Consider the following 18,746-nt stretch of genomic DNA (forward strand, 5'->3'; position numbering starts at 1 on the left):
GGCGCGCCCGGACACGCACCCGGTGCACGATCGCGGCTAGACCCCTTCCCGGCCGTCCGCCAGTACCACGCAGGCGCTGAGATGCCAGGTCTCGTCCTCCTTGGAGGACAGCTCCAGGTCCACCTCGCGTCCGGAGGCTCCGCCGTCCAACGGGATCCGGAGCCAGGTGAACTCCCGGCCGTCGAGCCGCTCGCTCCGGGCCTTCTCGACCCCGTCCACCCGGACGATCAGCGACCTGTTGAAGGTGTTGGGGCCGCCGGTGAGCAGATGCGCGGTGCAGCGCCCGGCCGGCAGCGTCAACCGCAGTACGGCCGGTGCGCTGTCCCGTACGTAGTCCCGGCGGACCACATCGAACAGTCCGGTGTCCGTGGCGTCGGGCGCGTTGCCGACCCAGCCGAACCCGGCGCCCTCGTGCCAGCCGGTGGCCGGCGACAGACGGGTGTAGTCCTTCAGCACCGGCGCCGAGGCGGGCCCGGCGTCCAGCGCGTGGACGCAACGCGCGGCGGGTGGGACGACCACGACCCTGGCCAGGCTGCGCAGCGAGGAGTCCAGCACCGGCACCGCGCCCGACCTCGGGAGCGCGTGCAGGGTGGCGAGCGCGGGGGCCGGGGGCGGCACCACGGTCATCCTCACCGTCTCGCCCTCTCGCGAGGCCACGTAAGCGGTCGCCTCCTCGGACCGCCAGCCCTCGGGAACGTCCAGCGTGGTCACCGTGCGCAGCCCGGAGCCCGTCGCGTTGACCACCCGCACCGGAAGCTCGTTGCGCTCCCCGCCCAGCAGCGCCGTGTCGGCCGGGGCGACGATCGCCTGGAGCCAGCCGCCGCGGTGCTCATCGCGGATCCGGCTCAGCTCGAACCAGTAGGCGGTCAGGGTGTCCCGCCACTTGGCGGCCTCGGTGAGCTGCTCCCCGAACTGGCGGTGCACCTGGGTGAACCGCCGGTGGTCGACCCGGCGGCGCAGCCCCTCCCAGTCCGTGCGCATCTCCGCCACCCGCGCCGCGCCGGAGAAGTGCGTGTCGTAGATGTGCTGGATCACGGTTTTGCCGCTGTCCAGCCGGTGGCTGTACGGGACGTGGTGAAGGAAGAGGAGCAGCTCCTCGGGGCAGTTCGCCAGCGACTCGTAGGCGTCCCGGGTCGCCGGAGCGTACAGCTCGGTGAAACCGTCGCCGGTGGCGGCGGTGCGGTCGTAGCCGATGCCCTCGCGGTCCGACTTGTGGAACTGGGTGGTCGTCGTCGGGCTGGGGTCGAAGTGCCCGGTCACCGAGCCGTCCGGCGGATGGGTGAGATATCCCGTGCCCAGCGGCGAGGTGTAGTCCTCTCGTAGGTGCGCCAGGAGCCCAGCAGCAGGGCGGAGACGGTCTCGACGACGTACGGGTCGTTGCCGAAGGTCATCCGGGTCCACTCGTCGGCCAGATCCCGCGCGGACAGGTCCGGGTTCCAGGAGAGCCGTCCGTAGCCGTGGGTGTTGGCGGCGGCCAGGTGTGAGCCGGTCCAGTTCCTGGCATCGCCGAAGTTCATCACACCGGCGAATCCGAAGTGCGCGTTGGAGTGCACCCGGCCGGTCACGACCCGGGCCACGGTGCTGCCCTCGCCCGCCTTGAGCGTGTCGAAGTCCAGGACTTCCCGCCACTGCGGGACCAGATAGCACAGATGGGTGGCGTGCCCGGTGTACTCCTGCGTCACCTGGAGCTCGATCATCGAGTTGGTACGCGGCAGCGAGCCGAAGAGAGGGTGGGCGGGCTCGCGGACCTGGAAGTCGATCGGCCCGTTCTTGATCTGGACAATGGTGTTGTCCGCGAACTTCCCGTCCAGCGGTGTGAAGTCGAGGTACGCCTGCCGGTCCCACTTCGCGTCACTGTCGTGTACGAAGGCCCGCCACATCACGACCCCGCCGTACGGTCTCAGCGCGTCCGCCAGCAGGTTGGCACCGTCGGCGTGGGTGCTCCATAGTCCAACGGCCCGGGGCGGCCCTCGGAGTTGGCCTTCACCAGGAAGCCGCCGAAGTCCTCGATCCTGCCGTAGATCTCCTCGGCCTTCCTCGTCCACCAGCCGCGCACCCCCGGGTCGAAGGGGTCGGCGGTGTCCAGCCCGCCCAGGTCGATGGGGGCGGCGAAGTTCGCCGTGACATACAGCGCCACTCCGTAGCGGCGCAGGACACCGGCCAGCGCGGCCAGTTTGGTCAGGAACGGCTCGGCGAGGTAGTCCGCGGGCGTGTTGACATTGTTGATCACGGCGCCGTTGATGCCGAGCGAGGCCAGGACACGTGCGTAGTCCGTGTACCGGTCGTCGAGCCGCGGCAGCTCCTCCCAGTCGAAGAAGGACCGGCCCGCATAGCCGCGCTCGATCGAACCGTCGTCGTTGTCCCAGCGGTTGGCCATGCGCAGCGGGGCGGCCGGGCGCTCCGTGAGGTCGACACGCTCCAGCGGCCGTCGGGTCTGTACGAGGCGCAGCAGATGGAACGCGCCGTAGAGCACACCCCGGTCCGCGTGGGCCGCCACCACGGTGACGTCCGTGCCGCGCCGGGTGACCCGGCGGACGACGTAGCCCTCGTCGCCCAGCTCGGCCAGGTCGGCCGCGGGGACGAGCTCGCGGATCAGGGCGGAACTCGCCGGGGTGCCCACCACGAGTGCCGCGCGTGCGGGGGCGCTGGTGCGTGGCCTCACCCGGGTGCCGAGCAGCCCGCTGAGCCCGCGTACCAACTCGTCCACCGCCGACTGCTGTAGTGGACCGCCGCCTCCCTGCCAGACCAGGGTTTCTAACCCGGCCCGGTACCGCTTGAGTTGAGCGGGATCCGCCACCTGCCGGTACCGAAGCCACAGTTCGTACCCGTCCTCGGCGGGCAGCGCCCCCGCCGGCGCCTCGGTGTTTGGAATTCGCCTAATACTCCAGTCTGACTTCGTGATCTATCCAGTGGGTTCGTTGGCGGTGCGGCGTCGGTAGTGGCTGCGGCGGGCTGTTGCCTGGTGGCGTCTGCGCCAGAGGGACCAGCTCAGCAGCCAAGTCGCCTTCGCGGTCCTGCGAGAGGGCCGCTGGCCTCCGGGTCCGGTATGGCTGTTGCCCCCTGTCGAACCGATGACCTGGGGGGTGGTGCCGCCGGGCCCGAGAGGCGCCGTGGGAGACGCTGATGAGAGGCCCGACCACCGCCTGGCCCGGCGCAATGCCCGGCCGCTTGCGGGCGGAAGGTCTGCATAACGTGGATGCGCGCACACGGCGCCGATGCCCTGGCCAGCACCGCACGAACCCCGTTCGGGAGGATGGGTTGGATGACATCGACGACGTGGGCGTCTTCCTCGGCCTGGACGTCGGCAAGAGCGCCCATCACGGCCACGGCCTCACCCCGGCCGGCAAGAAAGTCTTCGACAAGCAACCGCCCAACACCGAACCGAAGCTGCGGGACGTCTTCGAGAAACTGTAGGCCAAGTTCGGCACCGTCCTGGTGATCGTCGACCAGCCCGCCTCCATCGGCGCCCTCCCGTTGACGGTCGCGCAGGACACCGGCTGCAAGGTCGCCTACCTGCCCGGACTCTCGATGCGGCGGATCGCCGACCTCTGCCCGGGCGAGGCGAAGACCGACGCCCGCGACGCGGCCGTGATCGCGGACGCGGCCCGGACCATGCCGCACACCCTGCGCTCGCTGGAACTGACCGACGAGATCACCGCCGCGCTGACCGCACTGGTGGGCTTCGACCAGGACCTGGCGGCCGAGGCCACCCGCACCTCCAACCGGATCCGCGGCCTGCTCACCCAGTTCCCCCCAGCCCTGAGCGCGTCCTCGGCCCGCGCCTGGACCACCCGGCCGTGACCTGGCTGCTGGAACGCTACGGATCCCCCTCCGCCCTGCGAAAAGCCGGACGCCGCAGACTGGTCGAGGTGGTGCGCCCCAAGGCCCCGCGCATGGCACAGCGGCTGATCGACGACGTTTTCGACGCCCTCGGACGAGCAGACCGTCGTGGTCCCGGGAACCGGCGCCCTCGATATCGTGATCCCGTCCCTGGCCCGATCGCCCGGCGCCGTCCACGAACAACGCCGGGCCACAGAAGCCCAGATCAGCGCCCTGCTGGAGGCTCACCCTCTTTTCAAGGTCCTGACCTCGATGCCGGGGATCGCGGTCAGGACCGCAGCCACCTTGCTGGTCACCGTCGGCGACGGCACCAGCTTCCCCACCGCCGCCCACCTCGCCTCCTACGCCGGCCTCGCCCCAACCACGAAATCCTCCGGGACCTCGATCCACGGCGAACACGCACCCAGAGGCGGAAACCGGCAACTCAAACGCGCGATGTTCCTGTCCGCGTTCGCCGCCCTGCACGATCCCGCCTCCCGCACCTACTACGACCGCTGCCGAGCACACGGCAAGACCCACACACAGGCACTTCTCCGCCTCGCCCGACAACGGATCAACGTGCTGTTCGCGATGCTCCGCGACGGCACCTTCTACGAACCCCGCACCCCACGCCTCGCTTGACGAAACACATAGGTGCGCCGTGAAGCGTGTGCTGTTCGAGTGGCGGTGAAAGGACGCCACCGCCGTCCTGTCGCAGCAGGGCGGTTGAAGCTGAGGGCAGCCCGACCCGGGAGGTGCCGGGGAGGGTGGCAAGCGGCCCTGACAAAGCCGGGACGTATCAGCACTGCCAGATGGTGCGGGTCCGGCAAGCGAGACGGAAAGGAGTACGCGAGGAACCGGCGTTGACGCCTCCTTACTCGTCACCAGCTCGAACCTGGCGGATCTGGGCTGGATGCGGTGCGTCCCTGTCTCCATGGAGATGGGGAACTTCCCGGGCGGTTGCTATGTGTCGTTCGGGGAGGCCACGGCGAAGTGCTGCGGGGTAGTCGTGGTGATGCCGCGGGGGTATAGCCGGGCTCCTACTCCGTCGATCGAACAGCATGTGAACACGGGAACCGTTCCGGCCCTGACCTGCAACAACGCATCCAGCGAGGATGCAGGCTTGGCCCACCGTCGGCCGAACGGGCCGGGACGGGGCGGAGCCGCCGTAGTACTCCGCGCCGGGGAGAGCCCGGCACATGGGGAAGGGCGGCAGCGGAATCGAGAAGGGAAGGAGGCTGCAATGCCGAAAGAAGCGCCGCTGAACAGTGGTGCACCGGAGACCCCGGTGGGGTCTCACCAGCGGGTATCGGGGATGCAGGCCAAACTTCACCGTTGGGCGGCGGCCGATCACGGCCGCAGGTTCGACGATCTGTTCAACCTCGTGTGCGACCCAGCGACGCTGCTCGTGGCGTTCGAACGGGTCGCGGGAAACAAAGGGGCCAAAACGCCCGGAGTGGACGGCCTCACCGCCGTCAACGTCGAGCACGAGATTGGCCCTCACGGGTTCCTGGAGGATCTTCGACACGCACTTAAATCGGGTGAGTTCCGCCCGCTGCCGGTACGCGAACGCAAGATCCCCAAGCTCGGCGGCAGCGGGAAGGTGCGCAAGCTCGGCGTCCCGACCATCGCCGACCGGGTGGTCCAGGCGGCCCTCAAGCTGGTGCTGGAGCCGATTTACGAGGCCGACTTCAAGCCGGTCTCCTACGGCTTCCGGCCCCTGCGGCGGGCACATGACGCGATCGCCGAGATCCACTTCTACGGCACCCACGGCTACCGCTGGGTCCTGGACGCGGACATCGAGGCGTGCTTCGACTCGATCGACCACACGGCCCTGATGGACCGGGTGCGAGGACGAGTCAAGGACAAGCGCGTGCTGCGGCTGGTCAAGGCGTTCCTCAAGGCCGGCGTCCTCACCGAGGACAACAACCGCGAGGACACCCTCACTGGCACCCCTCAGGGCGGCATCCTCTCCCCGCTCCTGGCGAACATCGCCCTGTCGGCGCTCGACGAGCACCTGACCAGGCCATGGGAACCGGACGGGGAGATGGCCACCAGCCACCTGCGCAGGCGTCGCCGCGCAACCGGACGTCCGAACTGGCGAATCGTCCGCTACGCGGACGATTTCGTCGTACTGACCGACGGTGAACGCGACGACGTCGAAACGCTACGCGAGGACATCGCCGAAGTGCTGCAACCACTCGGCCTTCGCCTCTCCGAGGCCAAGACTCGGGTGGTGCACATGTCGGACGGGTTCGACTTCCTTGGGTTCCGCATCCAGTGGCGCCGCAAGCGAGGAACGGACAAGTGGCACGTCTACACCTTCATCGCTGATCGGCCCATCCGGCAGCTGAAGGACAAGATCCGTGCTCTGACGAACAGAACGTCGCAGCAGAACCCCAGGGACGTGCTGATCAGGCTCAACCAGATCATGCGCGGCTGGGCCAACTACTTCAAGCACGCGGTCTGCAAAGCCACCCTGAGCTCCCTGGCCAGCTTCACATGGCACCGGGTGATCAGCTGGTGGATGGCGCTGCACCGCTGGAAGTGGAAGGAAGTCCGCCGACGCCTCACCGACCACACCGGACGGTGGCAAAGGCCCTCGGCTGATGGGATCGAACTGTTCGACCTCCAGGCGGTGACGGTCACCCGCTACCGCTACAGAGGCAACAGGATCCCCAACCCCTGGACACGTCTCAACCACGCCTGAACGGCAGAGTCTGTGGAGAGCCCGGTACTCGGAGACGGGTACGCCGGGTTCGGCGAGCGGCACGGAGAAACGGACCGGTGGCAACACCGGCACCGCGCTCCGTGCCGACTCAACAGGCACCCCCCCACTGCACGGCGTCACGCGGTCCACCTGACGCATCACGCTCATCGACCTCACGGAGACCGCCCCTTTTTCGCCGCGTCGCCGACCAGGCGCGCTCGGCAGCCGATCTTCATACAGGAAGGGCCTTCCGTCACGGGCCGGCAGGAGTCTTGGTAACCCCGTCTCGTGACCGGAAGGCCATTCTGCTTGCCAAAACCCTTTGCGGTGTCAGATTCCTACCGGGTCACCTGGCTCCCAGGGAATCCCAGAAGTCGCATTGGTTTGCGGCTGCATATTGCTTGTCGGAGATCACGGTCTGGCCATGTGTATCGACGAGCGCGACAGCCTTGGGGTGCGACTGACTGTATGCGGGCCACGTTGTGCCTTTGGGGCCGTTCGGATTTCCCGTGCGGGCGAAATTGGTCCAGGCCGTCATCAGCCGGCGAGAAAGGGCGGCCTGTTGCTGGTTGAGTGGATGGCTCATTCCGAGCGATCCGCCGTGAAATCCGGGGAATAGGTACTGGATGTCCGCAGTGTGGTCGGCCAGCGGTTCGAAACCGGGCATTGCCGGCAGCAAGGAAGGTGCCGTGCGATCGTCGAACTGATAGGCGTAGACGGTGGCCGCCTTTGATATCGGGGCAAGCCGCTTACGCGTTGCACACTGGAAGAGAATTCCACCCTGCGTCCCGATGGCTGCAATGGCACGCTGAGGCGTCGCATAGTCTGCGAGCGGATAGCGTGCTCGAATCTCGGTGATCAGATGAGGATCGCCGTTGGCGCGGTCCGCGACGAACGCGTCGTAATCGGATTCGGTCAGGGGCGTCGTACGGCCTGAGGTGTAGTACTGGACACCCGTCAGGAAGTTCCACTCATCACGCGTGGAACTGCTCAGCACTGGAACGGCCGTGAAGCGTCCCGCTCGGAACGACGCCAGCAGCCCCGCCGACGGAACGATCTTCCCGTCGGCGACCACCCCGTCCGTGGTGGGGTACTCACCTGCCACGCCCTGTACCGCCATGAGACGCTCGACCGGCAGCTTGCGAAGACAGGCAGCCGATTGTGCGTTGTTACCACAGCCAGCGTCCGTCGAGAACCGTACTCCCAGGGCTTCAGCTTGCGTCAGCGGCGCGGGCTCTTCGACCCCGCTTTCCATGATTGCGCGCTGGAACAGGCCCCGGGCCAAGGGTGACACCATGTGTGCCTGCACGTCGAAAGAACCGGCCGACTGCCCGCCGATCGTCACGTTTCCCGGATCGCCTCCGAAAGCGGCGATGTTGGCCCTCACCCAGCGCAGTGCCATCTGCTGGTCCAAGAGGCCGTAATTAGCGAACAGGTGGCCTTCGCGGTCGAGGCCCGGGTGAGCTAGCCAGCCGAGTACGCCGAGGCGGTAGTTCAGTGTGACGACAATCGTGTCGCCCGTTTTGACGAGGCCGCTGCCGTCGTATGCATCGCCGGCACCGGTGAAGTTGCCACCGCCGTGAAACCAGACGATCACCGGACGCCGGTGATCGGGCCTGGAAGTCTCCGGTGCGAACACGTTCAGGTAGAGGCAGTCCTCATTGTTGTTCGGCGGCCCCGCGAAGGTTCCCAGAGTGTTGATCTGGGCGCACGCCGGACCGAACCGGCTGGCGTCCCGGAGGCCGGTCCAGGCTGGCTGTGCTACTGGAGGCCGCCATCGCAGGTTCCCCACCGGCGGCTTGGCATAGGGGATGCCGCGAAACTGGACCGTGTCGTTGGCTCGGACCCCGTGCAACGAACCCGCGGGCGCATCGACACGCACGTGGTCGCCCGTCCGTGCCTGTACCGACGTCGGAGGGCCGACACACATCGCCAGCACGCAGAGTCCTATACCGACTACTCTCCGAACAGTAATTCTTAGCACACGCAATTCCCTTCTGATGGAGCTTCCTGCTGAATCATCAGGCGCGGCGAGGAAGGCACGGCGGGACGCCCTGAAAATTGCACTTCGTATTTTCCGATCCCGGACGGCTCGCCGTGGCGCGCACTACCCCGCCCAGGCCGGTCTTCGGTCGCATACATGCGGGTCGCAGGCACAAGCGAAGCGACAGCATTCTGGATTCCGTCCGGACTGTCGTAACGGTCGAAATGCACACCATGCAGGTGTTGTTCTCGCCCGCTTTGCGGAGTCGGCCCGCGGAGGCAGGCGTCAGGATTCACACCCCCTGGGTGCAGGAGTACCGGCCCGCATCGGTGAATTCGACGGGCGCACTCCACGGTAGGGCCGGCCATCCATAGAAACAAATTAATAATATGACTGCTAGGCATTGGCAGTGTCTATGGTGAGCCCCCAAAGGCCCCGAACGGGTCCGCGTCACGCGTCGGCGCGCCACCGCTTGTTCGCCTAGTACTCCAGTGCGGTTTCGTGATCTATCCAGTCGGTTCGTCGCTGGAGCATCGTCGGTAGTGGCTGCGCCGGGCTGTCGCTTGGTGTTGTCGCCGCCAGTCGGACCAGTGCAACAGCGTGGCCGCTGACACGGCTGGTGGGTTGAAGAAGGCGAGTAGGTGTCGGATCTCCGGGACGGTCAGCTTGATCGCGGGGTGATCGCTGGTGAGATGGGCCGGCTGGGCGGGTCGCGCGTGGGCTGAGCTGGCGGCGACGGCGGTGAGGAAGGCCAGGGCGAGCATGACGAGGGTGATGTGCCGGTGCCACGAAGTCCAGTTGCGGACTTGGTAGTGGTCGAGTCCGACCTGGCTCTTGGCGGCCTGGAAGCACTCCTCGACGCTCCAGCGGACACCGGCGACGCGGACGAGTTCCGCAAGGGTGACGGTGGTGGTTGACCAGCACAGGTAGAAGGCGAGTTCACCGGTCGTGCGGTTGCGGCGGATCAGCAGGTGGCGGTGGCCGCCGGTGCCGATGTGGATCCAGGCCCAGTCGTAGTAGCGCGGCCCTTTCGCACCAGCCCCGGCGCTGTGCCGCTGCCAGGCCGTGGCGGGCAGACGTTCGGCGACGGTGTCCGCGCGGATGGCGGTGCGGCCTGCGTTGATCCGTACCCGCGCCGAGCAGGCAACGGCCATGACGTAGCCGGTGCCGCGCGTTTCCAGGGCGGCGCGAAGCTGCGGGTCCTGCCCGTAGGCTTCGTCCCCGGTCACCCACCGCGCCTCCACCCCGGCCTCCAGCGCGGCGGCGATCATCTCCCAGGCCAGGCGGGGTTTGGTCCGGAACTGTACTTCCTGGGGTATCCCGGCAGCGTGGCGGCGCTCGGAGTCGGCGCACCACGAGTGCTCAGGCAGGTAGAGCCGGCGGTCGATCAGCGTCCGCCCCCGGCTGGTGGCATAGGCGAGAAAGACCCCGACCTGGGCGTTCTCGATGCGTCCTGCGGTGCCGGTGTACTGGCGCTGCACCCCCGCCGAGGCGTGGCCCTTCTTCACGAAACCGGTCTCGTCCATGATGAGCACGCCGCCGTCGGTGCCGAGGTGCTCGACGGCATAGGCGCGGAGGTCGTCACGGACGGCATCGGCGTCCCAGCGGGCGTAGCGCAGCAGCCGCTGCATCGACCCCGGCCGCGCGTGACCAGCCTGTTCCGCCAGCTGCCAGCAGTTCTTCCGTTCCGCCGTCGACAGCAGCCCGAGCAGATAGGCACGGGCACTCGCCCTCGGCTCAACCCGGCCGAAACGTCCCGCGATCCGGGCCATGGCCTGGTCGAACATCTCCCGCCAGTGAGCAGGGTCTACGCTATGGCCCGCGGCCACCGCACGATCTTCGTTTGTCCACACACCAACCGATGATCACGCGGTGGCCGTACCCGTGCCCAGCCGCGTCCGCGACAAGATCGCGAAACCAGACTGGAGTACTAACCGAGCGATCAGGTCCTCCGCGTCGGGCCGGGAGGCTGGAGCTGCTGGCCGGACTCCACGAGATCCAGTGCTCGTAGCGCGAGTGAGAGGCCCCCGCGGACCTCGGGGTCGTCCACTGATCTGCCGAGCAGGCTGTTGAGTCGCTCGATGCGGTAGTAGAGCGTGCGGCGCTGGATGAAGAGGGTCTCCGCCGCGCGGGACTTGTTGCCGTCCGCGGCGAGGTAGGCCCGCAGGGTCGGCAACAGGGGGTTCGCCTCGGTCGCGTCATGGCGCAGGAGCGGCCCGAGTTCGTCGTCGACGTATCGCCTGAGCTCCGGGCCTTCGGCGAGCGCGACGAGCAGACGCAGGACGCCGAGCCGGTCGAAGTGCAGCGCTGTGGGCTTCTCGCGGGTGGCGGCGACGGAGGCTGCGGTACGCGCTTGCCGTGCCGCATCCGCGAGCCGACGGGCCGGACCGCTGCGACTGACGCCGGCTCGGGCCCCGCGGGTGTCCAGTTCGTCGGCGAGCTGTTGCGCAGACAACTGTTTCGTCAGACCGACCACGGCGAGGACGTGATCGCCGATGTCTGCTACGACGGCGGGCGCCTTCAGGGATTTCAGCGCGGGTTCCAGCGCGGCCTCCGCCACGCCGTCCGAGTCGGGCTCCTTGCACAGTACGACGACGGCGAGAGGCCGGTCCCGCAGGTCACGGCCCACCCGCAGCGCCCGGTCGACGAACTGCTCACCGGTGATGTCGCCAAGGAGCAGCCGATTGATCAACGAGCTCTGCCGGTGCGAGGCCCGGACACCGCTCTCCCGGTCTCCGAGCAGCGCGATGGCGATCGTGTCGGCGGCCCGGTCGAGGGCGTAGGCATGCACACCGGTCAGCTCGCCATCGCCGTGGAAGACATGGATCCAGCCCCATGCCTCGCCCCTGAGCACGATCATGCGTCGGGTGCAGCCCGGCTCGTCGTGGGACTGGACCATGGAGGACTTGTTGTGCTGACCCCCAGGGGTACCGGCCTGGTGGGCCATCCTGGCGTGCAGGCCCCAGTTCCGCATCAGCAGATCGGTTTCGGTCGTTCCGCCGGCGTAGGCCACGACCTGGTGATCGGTGTCCTCCAGAACCACGGGGGAGCCGACGTTATGGGCGAGCGCCTCGGCGAACGAAACATGGTTGCGGCTGGCGAGCAGGAGCTGGATGAAGTCCGCGTTGAGACGCTCGAACGCGACAAGATCGGAGTTCCGTTCATCCGCGATCAGCTCGTGTACCTGGGCGGACACCTCGACGAACGGCAGTTCGTCCGCCAGGCCGATGAGGGGGAAGCCGAGCCGCTCGGCCTCGTCGATCATTGCTGGGGGCATCGTGGTGAAGGCGCGACCGCTGAGCTCGATGACGAGTGCCGAGGCGCCCGCCGCACTCACCTCGCGGATGTAGCGCCGCTGCTCACTCGCGGTCCGGCCGGCACCCAGGCCGGCGGTCAAGAGCAGCTCGCCACCGGTCAGGAACTGACCGATGTCGGGGATTTCCACCGGGTGGACCCAGCGGATCGTATGGCCCAGGTTCTTCTCGCCCGCGTATACGCGGACGGTGGTGCGGCTGAATACCTCCAGCTGCAAGGCGGCTGCTACTGACAGAGCCATGACTGACCTCTTTGGAACCAAGGGGGAGATTGCCCGCTGCGCGGACCGATCAGCCGTTACACGGATCATGCATTCTGGTGGCGCAGTCTTGCACATGCTGTGTCCGCCTTGTAGGCCCGCGGTCGACCATGCCAGGGAGCCGCCGCCAGGAGTGATCTTCCGTGGTCGTGAACACAGTGTGCAGAGCACCTGGGATCTCATTCTCATTGTGTGTCTGTGATGCGGTGGCGCGCCACGGCGAGACTTGCTCTCGACAGCGCTACCGGTGCCTCATGGCGGCAGTGCGGGAGCGCCGAGAATCCGTTGAACCACCTGCGAGGAGACCCAGCCGTGCCCGTCGTACTCAAGTCCGCGGCGTCCAAGAACACTGTGCGCAGCAGTCGTCCCGATGTCGTCGACACCGTGGCTGAGGTCATCGCGGACGTGCGCGCCCATGGTGACGAGGCCGTCCGCCGCTACTCGATGAAATTCGACGCCTGGGACCGGGCCTCGTACCGGCTCGGTCCCGACGAGATCAGGTCGATCGTGTCCGGGGTCCCCACGAGCGTCCTGGAGGATCTGCGGTTTGTGCAGCGGCAGGTCCAGAATTTCGCTCAGGCGCAGCGCGACTCCGTGCATGATTTCGAGATTGAGTCGCTTCCGGGTGTTTACCTCGGCCAGCGCAATATTCCCGTGACCGCGGCAGGCGCTTATGTCCCCGGTGGCCGGTACCCGCTCACGGCGTCGGCCCACATGACCATCGTCACGGCGAAGGTCGCCGGTGTGGAACGGGTGGCCGCCACGACCCCGCCCAATGAGGGAGCCCCGCCGCCCATCAGCGTCACCGCGATGCACCTGGCCGGCGCCGAGGAGATCTATGTGCTCGGCGGTGTGCAGGCCGTGGCCGCTCTCGCGCTGGGGACCGAGACGATCGACCCGGTCAACATGGTGGCCGGTCCCGGCAACGCGTATGTGGCAGAGGCCAAGCGGCAGCTGTTCGGCGAGGTCGGCATCGATCTGTTCGCGGGCCCCACCGAGGTGCTGATCGTCGCGGACGAGACCGCGGACCCGTTCACCATCGCCGTGGACCTGCTCAGCCAGGCCGAGCACGGCCCCGATTCCCCCGCGGTGCTCATCACCACATCGCGCGAGGTCGGCCTGGGCGCCATCGAGCACATCGACGCGCTGCTGCCCGGTCTGCCGACCGGCAGGGTCGCCGGCGCGGCCTGGCGTGACCACGGTGAGGTGCTGCTGGTGGAGAACCAGGAGGAGGCATTCGCCCTGGCCGACACCTACGCCAGCGAGCATGTGCAGATCTTCACCGCCGAGCCACGGGACGCGCTCGCGGGGATGCGGGACTACGGGGCGCTGTTCCTCGGCCAGGACACGTGCGTCCCGTATGGCGACAAGGTCATCGGTACCAATCATGTCCTGCCGACGCTGGGTGCCGCCCGCTACACGGGCGGTCTGTGGGTCGGGAAGTATCTCAAGACCGTCACCTACCAGGAGATCCGCGACAAGGACAGCAGCGCGATGCTCGGTGAGCTCTGCGGGCGGGCCTCGCGGCTGGAGAACTTCGAGGGACACGCCCGCTCCGGCGATCTGCGCGCCGCACGCCACGGCGGTGCCGCCCTGCCCTGGGCCGACCACGACGTACGCCTCGGCGACGCAAGGGCGTAAAGCCGTGACCGCCTCCCGCTTGTCCGCCTTCCCGCGCACCGGATCTCCAGCGAGCAGAGCTGGGATGCCGGAACCCGATCAGTTCGACGATCCGGCCCTGGAGCGGTTCGAACCCTTCCCTGCCCCGCGATCGGCCACGAACCCTCCGTCCGGGAAGCGGCCGACGCCCGTGAGGTACTGAGAAGCTGCCCCCGTGCTGCCCGCTTACCCGGGTCAGGGGAGGAGCGAGCGGCTGGTGGGTGCCAGTCTCAGTGTCCGGGGGACCGCCGTCTGTTCTCTCCCGATGCTCGTCAGGATTTCCCGGGCGCGGGGGTGGACCCGCATCTCGGCCATGTGCCGGCGATGCGCCCTTTCGTCGGGGTAGGAGGTGAAGACGACGGCGGCGTTCTCTCCGGTGCGGACCGGCAGCCTGGCGAAGGTGTTGTGCGCCGTCTCGGTGGTGAGGGCGGCCAGTGGCGCGGGTCCGGTCTCGTGGAGGACGGGCAGAAGGCCGTGCCGGATGAGTGCGATGCCCTCGGGCTGTCCGGGAGGGAAGGACCACACGGTGGCGGACACGAATCCCTCCGGTGCCGGCGCCCCGGGTCGGGTCCGGTGGGAGGGGCGGACGGTGAAGCCGCTCCCGGCCGTCAGGGGCCGTAGCAGCAGCACATTGTCGGAGTCGGCCATGGTGGCGTTGGCCTGGGGGCCGTGTTCTGCCCAGACGGGTCCGTCGTAGAAGGCGGTCAGCGCATGGTGCCGTACCGTCATGTCCTCGAACCCGCGCAGCCAGACGAAGCGGTCCGGCTCGTCCAGGTCCCGGAACTGGCCGAGTACGAGCATCCCGGTCTCTTCCTGGGTTTCGATGAACTCCCGGTCGAAGAGTTCGATGAGTTCCTCACGCCGGCCGGGGCGCAGCGTGTACTGGCGAAGCTCGATCACAGCAGGGCTGCTGACGGCGTCGATGGGGGTCATGTGGGGACTCCTGCCCGGGCGTCTTTCTCCAGGTGTGCCACGTCCGGCCGGTTCGGTCGGTCGGGGCCGGACACCGGCTGACGCTAGGGGAGTGGTGTGCCACGTGCTGTCAGGGTTTCCGGGCAGAATTGCGTCCATGTCCGCCGGCCGGTTGCTGTCGCTGTTGTTGTTGCTGCAATCCCGCGGCCGCGTCTCCGCACGCGCCGTCGCCAGTGAGCTGGGGGTGTCCGTGCGGACCGCCTACCGCGATCTGGCACGCCTCCAGGCCGCCGGTATCCCGGTCTACGCCGAGCCGGGCCGTGGGGGCGGCTATCAGCTGCTCGAGGGCTATCGCACGCGCCTGACCGGAATGAGCGAGGGCGAGGCGAGGGCGCTGTTCTTCGCCGGACTGCCCGGCCCGGCCGCTGACTTGGGCCTGACGGCGGAGGTGAGCGCCGCGCGGCTGAAGCTCCTGGCCGCGCTGCCGGCCGGGCTGCGTGAGGAGGCGGCGCGGACCGCGGCGGTGTTCCACCTGGACGCCCCCGCCTGGTACCGGGAACCCGAACCGACCCCGCACTTGGCCGTGTTCGTCGACGCGCTGCTCACCGGGCGTACGGTGGAGGTGCGCTACCGTCGCTGGCGCGCACCGCAGGAGGTCGGCCGCCGCCTGCGTCCCTACGGCCTGGTGCTCAAATCGGGTATCTGGTACCTCGTGGCCGCCGGGGAGAGCCGGATCGCCACCTACCGGGTCGCCCAAGTCCTCGACGCGGTCCCGAGCGAGGAGCGGTTCGACCGGCCGCAAGGATTCGACCTGGGCGCGTACTGGACCTCCTACCTCGAGGATTTCCAGGCACGCCGCTACACCGGCACCGCCACCGTCCGCCTGTCCCCGCGGGGACGCCGGCGCCTGCCCGACAATGTCCCCCCGGAGGTGATCCGGGCAGTGGACTCCACCGCGGTCCCCGTCGGCGACGACGGATGGGTCGAGGCCGTCATCCCGACCGAGAGCACCGACCACGCCTGCGGCGAGCTGCTGCGCCTCGGTACCGACATCGAGGTCCTCGCACCGGCCGGACTGCGCCAGGCCATGACGGCCACTGTGGGCGCACTCGCCCGGACGTACGGACTCCACTGACCGTGGGCCCCGCTGCGGCGGGGAAGATGGGGCCGGGCCGCGGCGGTTGCGCTCGTGCGGCTAGCTTCTCGGCTCGTACCGCATCGCCACCGCGCCCGAGCCGAACTCCAGCCGGCTCACGAGCTTCAAGTCGACATGCTTCGACAGTCCGGCGAACAACGTCGGCCCGTGGCCCGCGAGCCTGGGCTGAACCACGAACTCGTACTCATCGATCAATCCCAGCTCCGTCAACGGCGGCCGCCACGCCTCCTCCATCATTTCGTACGTCACCCGGCCGAAGAGAAGCGCATCGGCCTGGTCGAGGTTCCCGGCGTGGTGACGATGCATCTCTTCGTCCGGAACGATCGCACGGTGATCGCAGCACCCGTCCAATGTGACGTATTGATGGAGTACCGAAGGGGCCGCATTTCGCAAGAGTACCGCCGCTGCCGGCACCTGACACGATCGTGGCCGGTGGCGGCCGGGGCGTAGGTGTCGCTGAGGTGTCGCCAACCCCCCTTCGGGATCCTGGGGCTGGCCCCCGTGCGGCCGGGGTGTTGACACCATGGCGCCGCATGGCCCCCGGTCCGTACGTTTAAGCAGGTCAGAGCCCTGCTGACCGATTCAGGACCGGAGCCCTTCATGTCTCAGGCCACCGCGCCGTCCCTATCCACCGCACCCGTCGGCGCCACCGCGCAGCAGGGGAGCGAGTTCACCCCCCTGCTGCGGAAGGTCAGGGGACGGGGGCTGCTGGAGCGTCGCAAGGGCTGGTACGCGCGGATGATCAGCGTGAACCTCCTCGCCCTGGCGGCCGTGGTGACAGGGTTCGTCCTCGCCGGGGACACCTGGTGGACGCTGCTGCTCGCCGTGCCGCTCGCCATCCTGTCCGCCCGTACCGCCTACGTCGGCCACGACGCCGGGCACGCCCAGATCGCCGTCGGCCGCCGGGCGAACCGCGCCATCGGACTCCTCCACGGCAATCTGCTCCTGGGCATGAGTTACGCGTGGTGGAACGACAAGCACAACCGGCACCACGCCAACCCCAACCACATCGAGAAGGACCCGGACGTCGGCGCCGGCGCACTCGTGTGGACCACGGAGCAGGCCGCCGTGCGCCGCGGATTCGCCCGGTGGGTCACCCGCCACCAGGCCTGGCTGTTCTTCCCGATGCTGCTGCTCGAAGGCATCGCCCTGAAGGTGAGCAGTGTCCAGGACCTGCGGCGGCAGCCGGTGCGCGAGCGGGCCGTCGAGGGCGCGCTGCTGGCGCTGCACATGGCCGGTTACGCCGCCCTGCTGCTCACCTGCCTGCCGGTGGGCAAGGCCGTCGCGTTCGCACTGCTCCATCAGGCGCTCTTCGGGCTCCACCTGGGCATGGCCTTCGCGCCCAACCACAAGGGCATGGATATGCCCGACCCGGCGGGCGAGCGCTGGGGCCATCTGCGCCGCCAGGTCCTGACCTCGCGGAACGTCCGGGGCGGGCCGGTCACGGACTGGCTCCTCGGCGGGCTGAACTACCAGATCGAACACCACCTCTTCCCGAACATGCCCAGGCCCCACCTCAGGCTCGTACAGCCCCTGGTCCGGGAACACTGCCGCGACCTCGGCCTCCCGTACGCCGAGACCGGGCTGCTCGACTCGTACCGGCAAGGGCTGCGGCACATGCACACGGTCGGCGGTGCGGCCCGGCCGGAGTGAGAACGCCGTCGGCCGCGGGTCCACGGAACCGTTTCCCCGGCCCGGAGGCTCTCCGGGCCGGGGAACGGTGAACTTTTTCGGATGCTCGTGTGCCGTAATCCGTCACGCTCGACGCCATCCGCGCATGCGTACCGGAACTGCGGGCGTTACCCCTTCGTAATCCCGGGCGGTGCCGGATCACCTGGCTGTGACCAGGAGAGATGCAGGATTCCGTCATTGACGGGCGGAAAAGCGCTGATTAGCGTCCGCCCCATGACCCACCGAGCTCCCGCGGACACCATCGACGACCTGGACCGCCGTGTCATCGCGGCGCTCCAGCTCAACGGTCGCGCCCCGTGGAGCGCGGTGGCTCGTTGGGTGGGTACGAGCGAGACGACCGCCCAGCGGCGCTACAAGGCCCTGCGCGAGCGGGGAGTGCTGCGGGTCGTCGGCAGTCTGGAGCTGGACCGCACGCGGGAGGGCTCTTCCATGCTGGTCCGGGTGCAGGCCAGGCCCGGCCGCGGGCTGGACCTCGCGGATCAGCTCGCCGTCAGCCCGGACGTGCGCTTCCTGGCCGTCGTCACCGGTGCCGCCGATCTCATCGTCGATTTCGTTGCCCGCGACAACGAGGAGATGATGCGGATGCTCTTCACCGACCTGCCCGGGGCCGACCTGATCACCAGCACCGAGGCGGTCGCCGTCATCCGTGCGTTCACCTCCGCGTCGATGTGGGACACCGGGCTGCTGCCCGCTGAGGCGGCGGCGGACCTGCGGCCCGCCACCCTCGCGTCGTCCTGCGACCGCGCCGACTGGGACCAGGCGCCAAAAGCGCTGACCGGTCTGGAGCAGGAGGTCGCCGCGGCTCTCAAGGAGGACGGCCGCGCCCAGGTCAGCACCCTGGCCCGGCACCTGGGCCACACCGAGTCCGGAGTCGCACGGGCCATGGACCGGCTCATCTCCCGCGGCATCCTGCAATTCCGCACTCTCGTCGAACCGACCCTGCTCGGGTACGACGCGGAGTTCATGGTGTGGCTGTCGATCGAGCCCGACCGGCTCGACGCCGCGGGGCGGCAGCTCGCGCGGCATCCGGGAACCAAGTTCCTGGGCGCGGCGACCGGGCGCTTCAACCTCGTCGGACACATGGTGCTGCCCCGCCGCACCGATCTGTTGCGCTACACCAGCGACGTCATCGGGGCACTGCCCGGGCTGATCGCCTCCGACGTGACATTGCACCTGGCCACCCTGAAGTACTCCTGGCACCGGATGGTCCGCCCCGTCTGACCCCGGCCGGTTGTCGGGC

Annotated in this window: 11 protein-coding genes and 3 pseudogenes; 6 read left to right on the forward strand and 8 right to left on the reverse strand. The window is 68.5% G+C overall.

Annotated features, from left to right (window positions below; all coding sequences use genetic code 11):
* Positions 1–36 precede the first annotated feature (36 nt).
* The 3 genes and pseudogenes from KHP12_RS52185 to KHP12_RS52195 all read right to left on the reverse strand — a co-directional run.
* Positions 37–1,260 (reverse strand): hypothetical protein, encoded by a 1,224-nt coding sequence (locus KHP12_RS52185; RefSeq protein ID WP_276328669.1) that lies wholly within the window; start codon positions 1,258–1,260, stop codon positions 37–39.
* Complete coding sequence (locus KHP12_RS52190) at positions 1,257–1,517, reverse strand: hypothetical protein (RefSeq protein ID WP_246644182.1); 261 nt, start codon at positions 1,515–1,517, stop codon at positions 1,257–1,259. Before KHP12_RS52190 ends, KHP12_RS52185 begins: the two co-directional genes overlap by 4 nt.
* Before the next feature lie 33 nt (positions 1,518–1,550).
* Positions 1,551–2,797, reverse strand: a pseudogene (locus KHP12_RS52195) (alpha-glucuronidase family glycosyl hydrolase); the annotation flags it as partial.
* Between the two features lie 461 nt (positions 2,798–3,258).
* Between KHP12_RS52195 and KHP12_RS49645 the strand changes: the two are divergent.
* Both KHP12_RS49645 and ltrA read left to right on the forward strand, forming a co-directional pair.
* Positions 3,259–4,461 (forward strand): annotated as a pseudogene (locus KHP12_RS49645) (IS110 family RNA-guided transposase).
* A 601-nt stretch (positions 4,462–5,062) separates the two neighbouring features.
* Positions 5,063–6,529, forward strand: a complete 1,467-nt coding sequence (ltrA, locus tag KHP12_RS49650; protein ID WP_086885609.1) for a group II intron reverse transcriptase/maturase — start codon at positions 5,063–5,065, stop codon at positions 6,527–6,529.
* Between the two features lie 346 nt (positions 6,530–6,875).
* Here ltrA and KHP12_RS49655 read toward each other — a convergent pair whose 3' ends face one another.
* The 3 genes and pseudogenes from KHP12_RS49655 to KHP12_RS49665 form a co-directional block, all read right to left on the reverse strand.
* Positions 6,876–8,411 carry a carboxylesterase/lipase family protein gene (locus KHP12_RS49655; RefSeq protein ID WP_167442573.1) on the reverse strand — a complete coding sequence of 512 codons (1,536 nt, stop codon included), beginning with the start codon at positions 8,409–8,411 and terminating at the stop codon, positions 6,876–6,878.
* A gap of 582 nt (positions 8,412–8,993) precedes the next feature.
* A pseudogene (locus tag KHP12_RS49660) lies at positions 8,994–10,300 on the reverse strand (IS701 family transposase).
* A gap of 155 nt (positions 10,301–10,455) precedes the next feature.
* Positions 10,456–12,069, reverse strand: coding sequence for a PucR family transcriptional regulator (locus KHP12_RS49665; RefSeq protein ID WP_211834779.1), 1,614 nt, complete (start codon positions 12,067–12,069; stop codon positions 10,456–10,458).
* 330 nt (positions 12,070–12,399) lie between these two features.
* On the opposite strand from KHP12_RS49665, the gene hisD reads away from it, so the two are divergent.
* Positions 12,400–13,728 (forward strand): histidinol dehydrogenase, encoded by a 1,329-nt coding sequence (hisD, locus tag KHP12_RS49670; protein ID WP_086882800.1) that lies wholly within the window; start codon positions 12,400–12,402, stop codon positions 13,726–13,728.
* 213 nt (positions 13,729–13,941) lie between these two features.
* Here the strand turns inward: hisD and KHP12_RS49675 are convergent, their stop codons facing one another.
* Positions 13,942–14,679, reverse strand: a complete 738-nt coding sequence (locus KHP12_RS49675) for a putative quinol monooxygenase (protein ID WP_211834781.1) — start codon at positions 14,677–14,679, stop codon at positions 13,942–13,944.
* Between the two features lie 136 nt (positions 14,680–14,815).
* On the opposite strand from KHP12_RS49675, the gene KHP12_RS49680 reads away from it, so the two are divergent.
* Positions 14,816–15,793: a helix-turn-helix transcriptional regulator gene (locus KHP12_RS49680; protein WP_086882798.1), complete on the forward strand. Its 978-nt coding sequence runs from the start codon at positions 14,816–14,818 to the stop codon at positions 15,791–15,793.
* A gap of 60 nt (positions 15,794–15,853) precedes the next feature.
* Here KHP12_RS49680 and KHP12_RS49685 read toward each other — a convergent pair whose 3' ends face one another.
* Positions 15,854–16,120 carry a dihydrofolate reductase family protein gene (locus KHP12_RS49685; protein ID WP_086882797.1) on the reverse strand — a complete coding sequence of 89 codons (267 nt, stop codon included), beginning with the start codon at positions 16,118–16,120 and terminating at the stop codon, positions 15,854–15,856.
* A 294-nt stretch (positions 16,121–16,414) separates the two neighbouring features.
* On the opposite strand from KHP12_RS49685, the gene KHP12_RS49690 reads away from it, so the two are divergent.
* Both KHP12_RS49690 and KHP12_RS49695 read left to right on the forward strand, forming a co-directional pair.
* Complete coding sequence (locus tag KHP12_RS49690; protein ID WP_086882796.1) at positions 16,415–17,467, forward strand: fatty acid desaturase family protein; 1,053 nt, start codon at positions 16,415–16,417, stop codon at positions 17,465–17,467.
* 252 nt (positions 17,468–17,719) lie between these two features.
* Complete coding sequence (locus tag KHP12_RS49695) at positions 17,720–18,727, forward strand: Lrp/AsnC family transcriptional regulator (protein ID WP_086882795.1); 1,008 nt, start codon at positions 17,720–17,722, stop codon at positions 18,725–18,727.
* The last annotated feature ends 19 nt before the right edge of the window (positions 18,728–18,746 follow it).

The sequence above is a fragment of the Streptomyces asiaticus genome (assembly GCF_018138715.1).
Taxonomy (GTDB): Bacteria; Actinomycetota; Actinomycetes; order Streptomycetales; family Streptomycetaceae; genus Streptomyces; species Streptomyces asiaticus.

Bases quoted from the DNA above. Each gene is read 5' to 3' on its own strand.
- KHP12_RS52190 (WP_246644182.1), bottom strand. From the start codon at position 1,517: ATGAACTTCGGCGATGCCAGGAACTGGACCGGCTCACACCTGGCCGCC.
- ltrA (WP_086885609.1), top strand. From the start codon at position 5,063: ATGCCGAAAGAAGCGCCGCTGAACAGTGGTGCACCGGAGACCCCGGTG.
- KHP12_RS49665 (WP_211834779.1), bottom strand. From the start codon at position 12,069: ATGGCTCTGTCAGTAGCAGCCGCCTTGCAGCTGGAGGTATTCAGCCGC.
- KHP12_RS49675 (WP_211834781.1), bottom strand. From the start codon at position 14,679: ATGACCCCCATCGACGCCGTCAGCAGCCCTGCTGTGATCGAGCTTCGC.
- KHP12_RS49680 (WP_086882798.1), top strand. From the start codon at position 14,816: ATGTCCGCCGGCCGGTTGCTGTCGCTGTTGTTGTTGCTGCAATCCCGC.
- KHP12_RS49685 (WP_086882797.1), bottom strand. From the start codon at position 16,120: ATGCATCGTCACCACGCCGGGAACCTCGACCAGGCCGATGCGCTTCTC.
- KHP12_RS49690 (WP_086882796.1), top strand. From the start codon at position 16,415: ATGTCTCAGGCCACCGCGCCGTCCCTATCCACCGCACCCGTCGGCGCC.
- KHP12_RS49695 (WP_086882795.1), top strand. From the start codon at position 17,720: ATGACCCACCGAGCTCCCGCGGACACCATCGACGACCTGGACCGCCGT.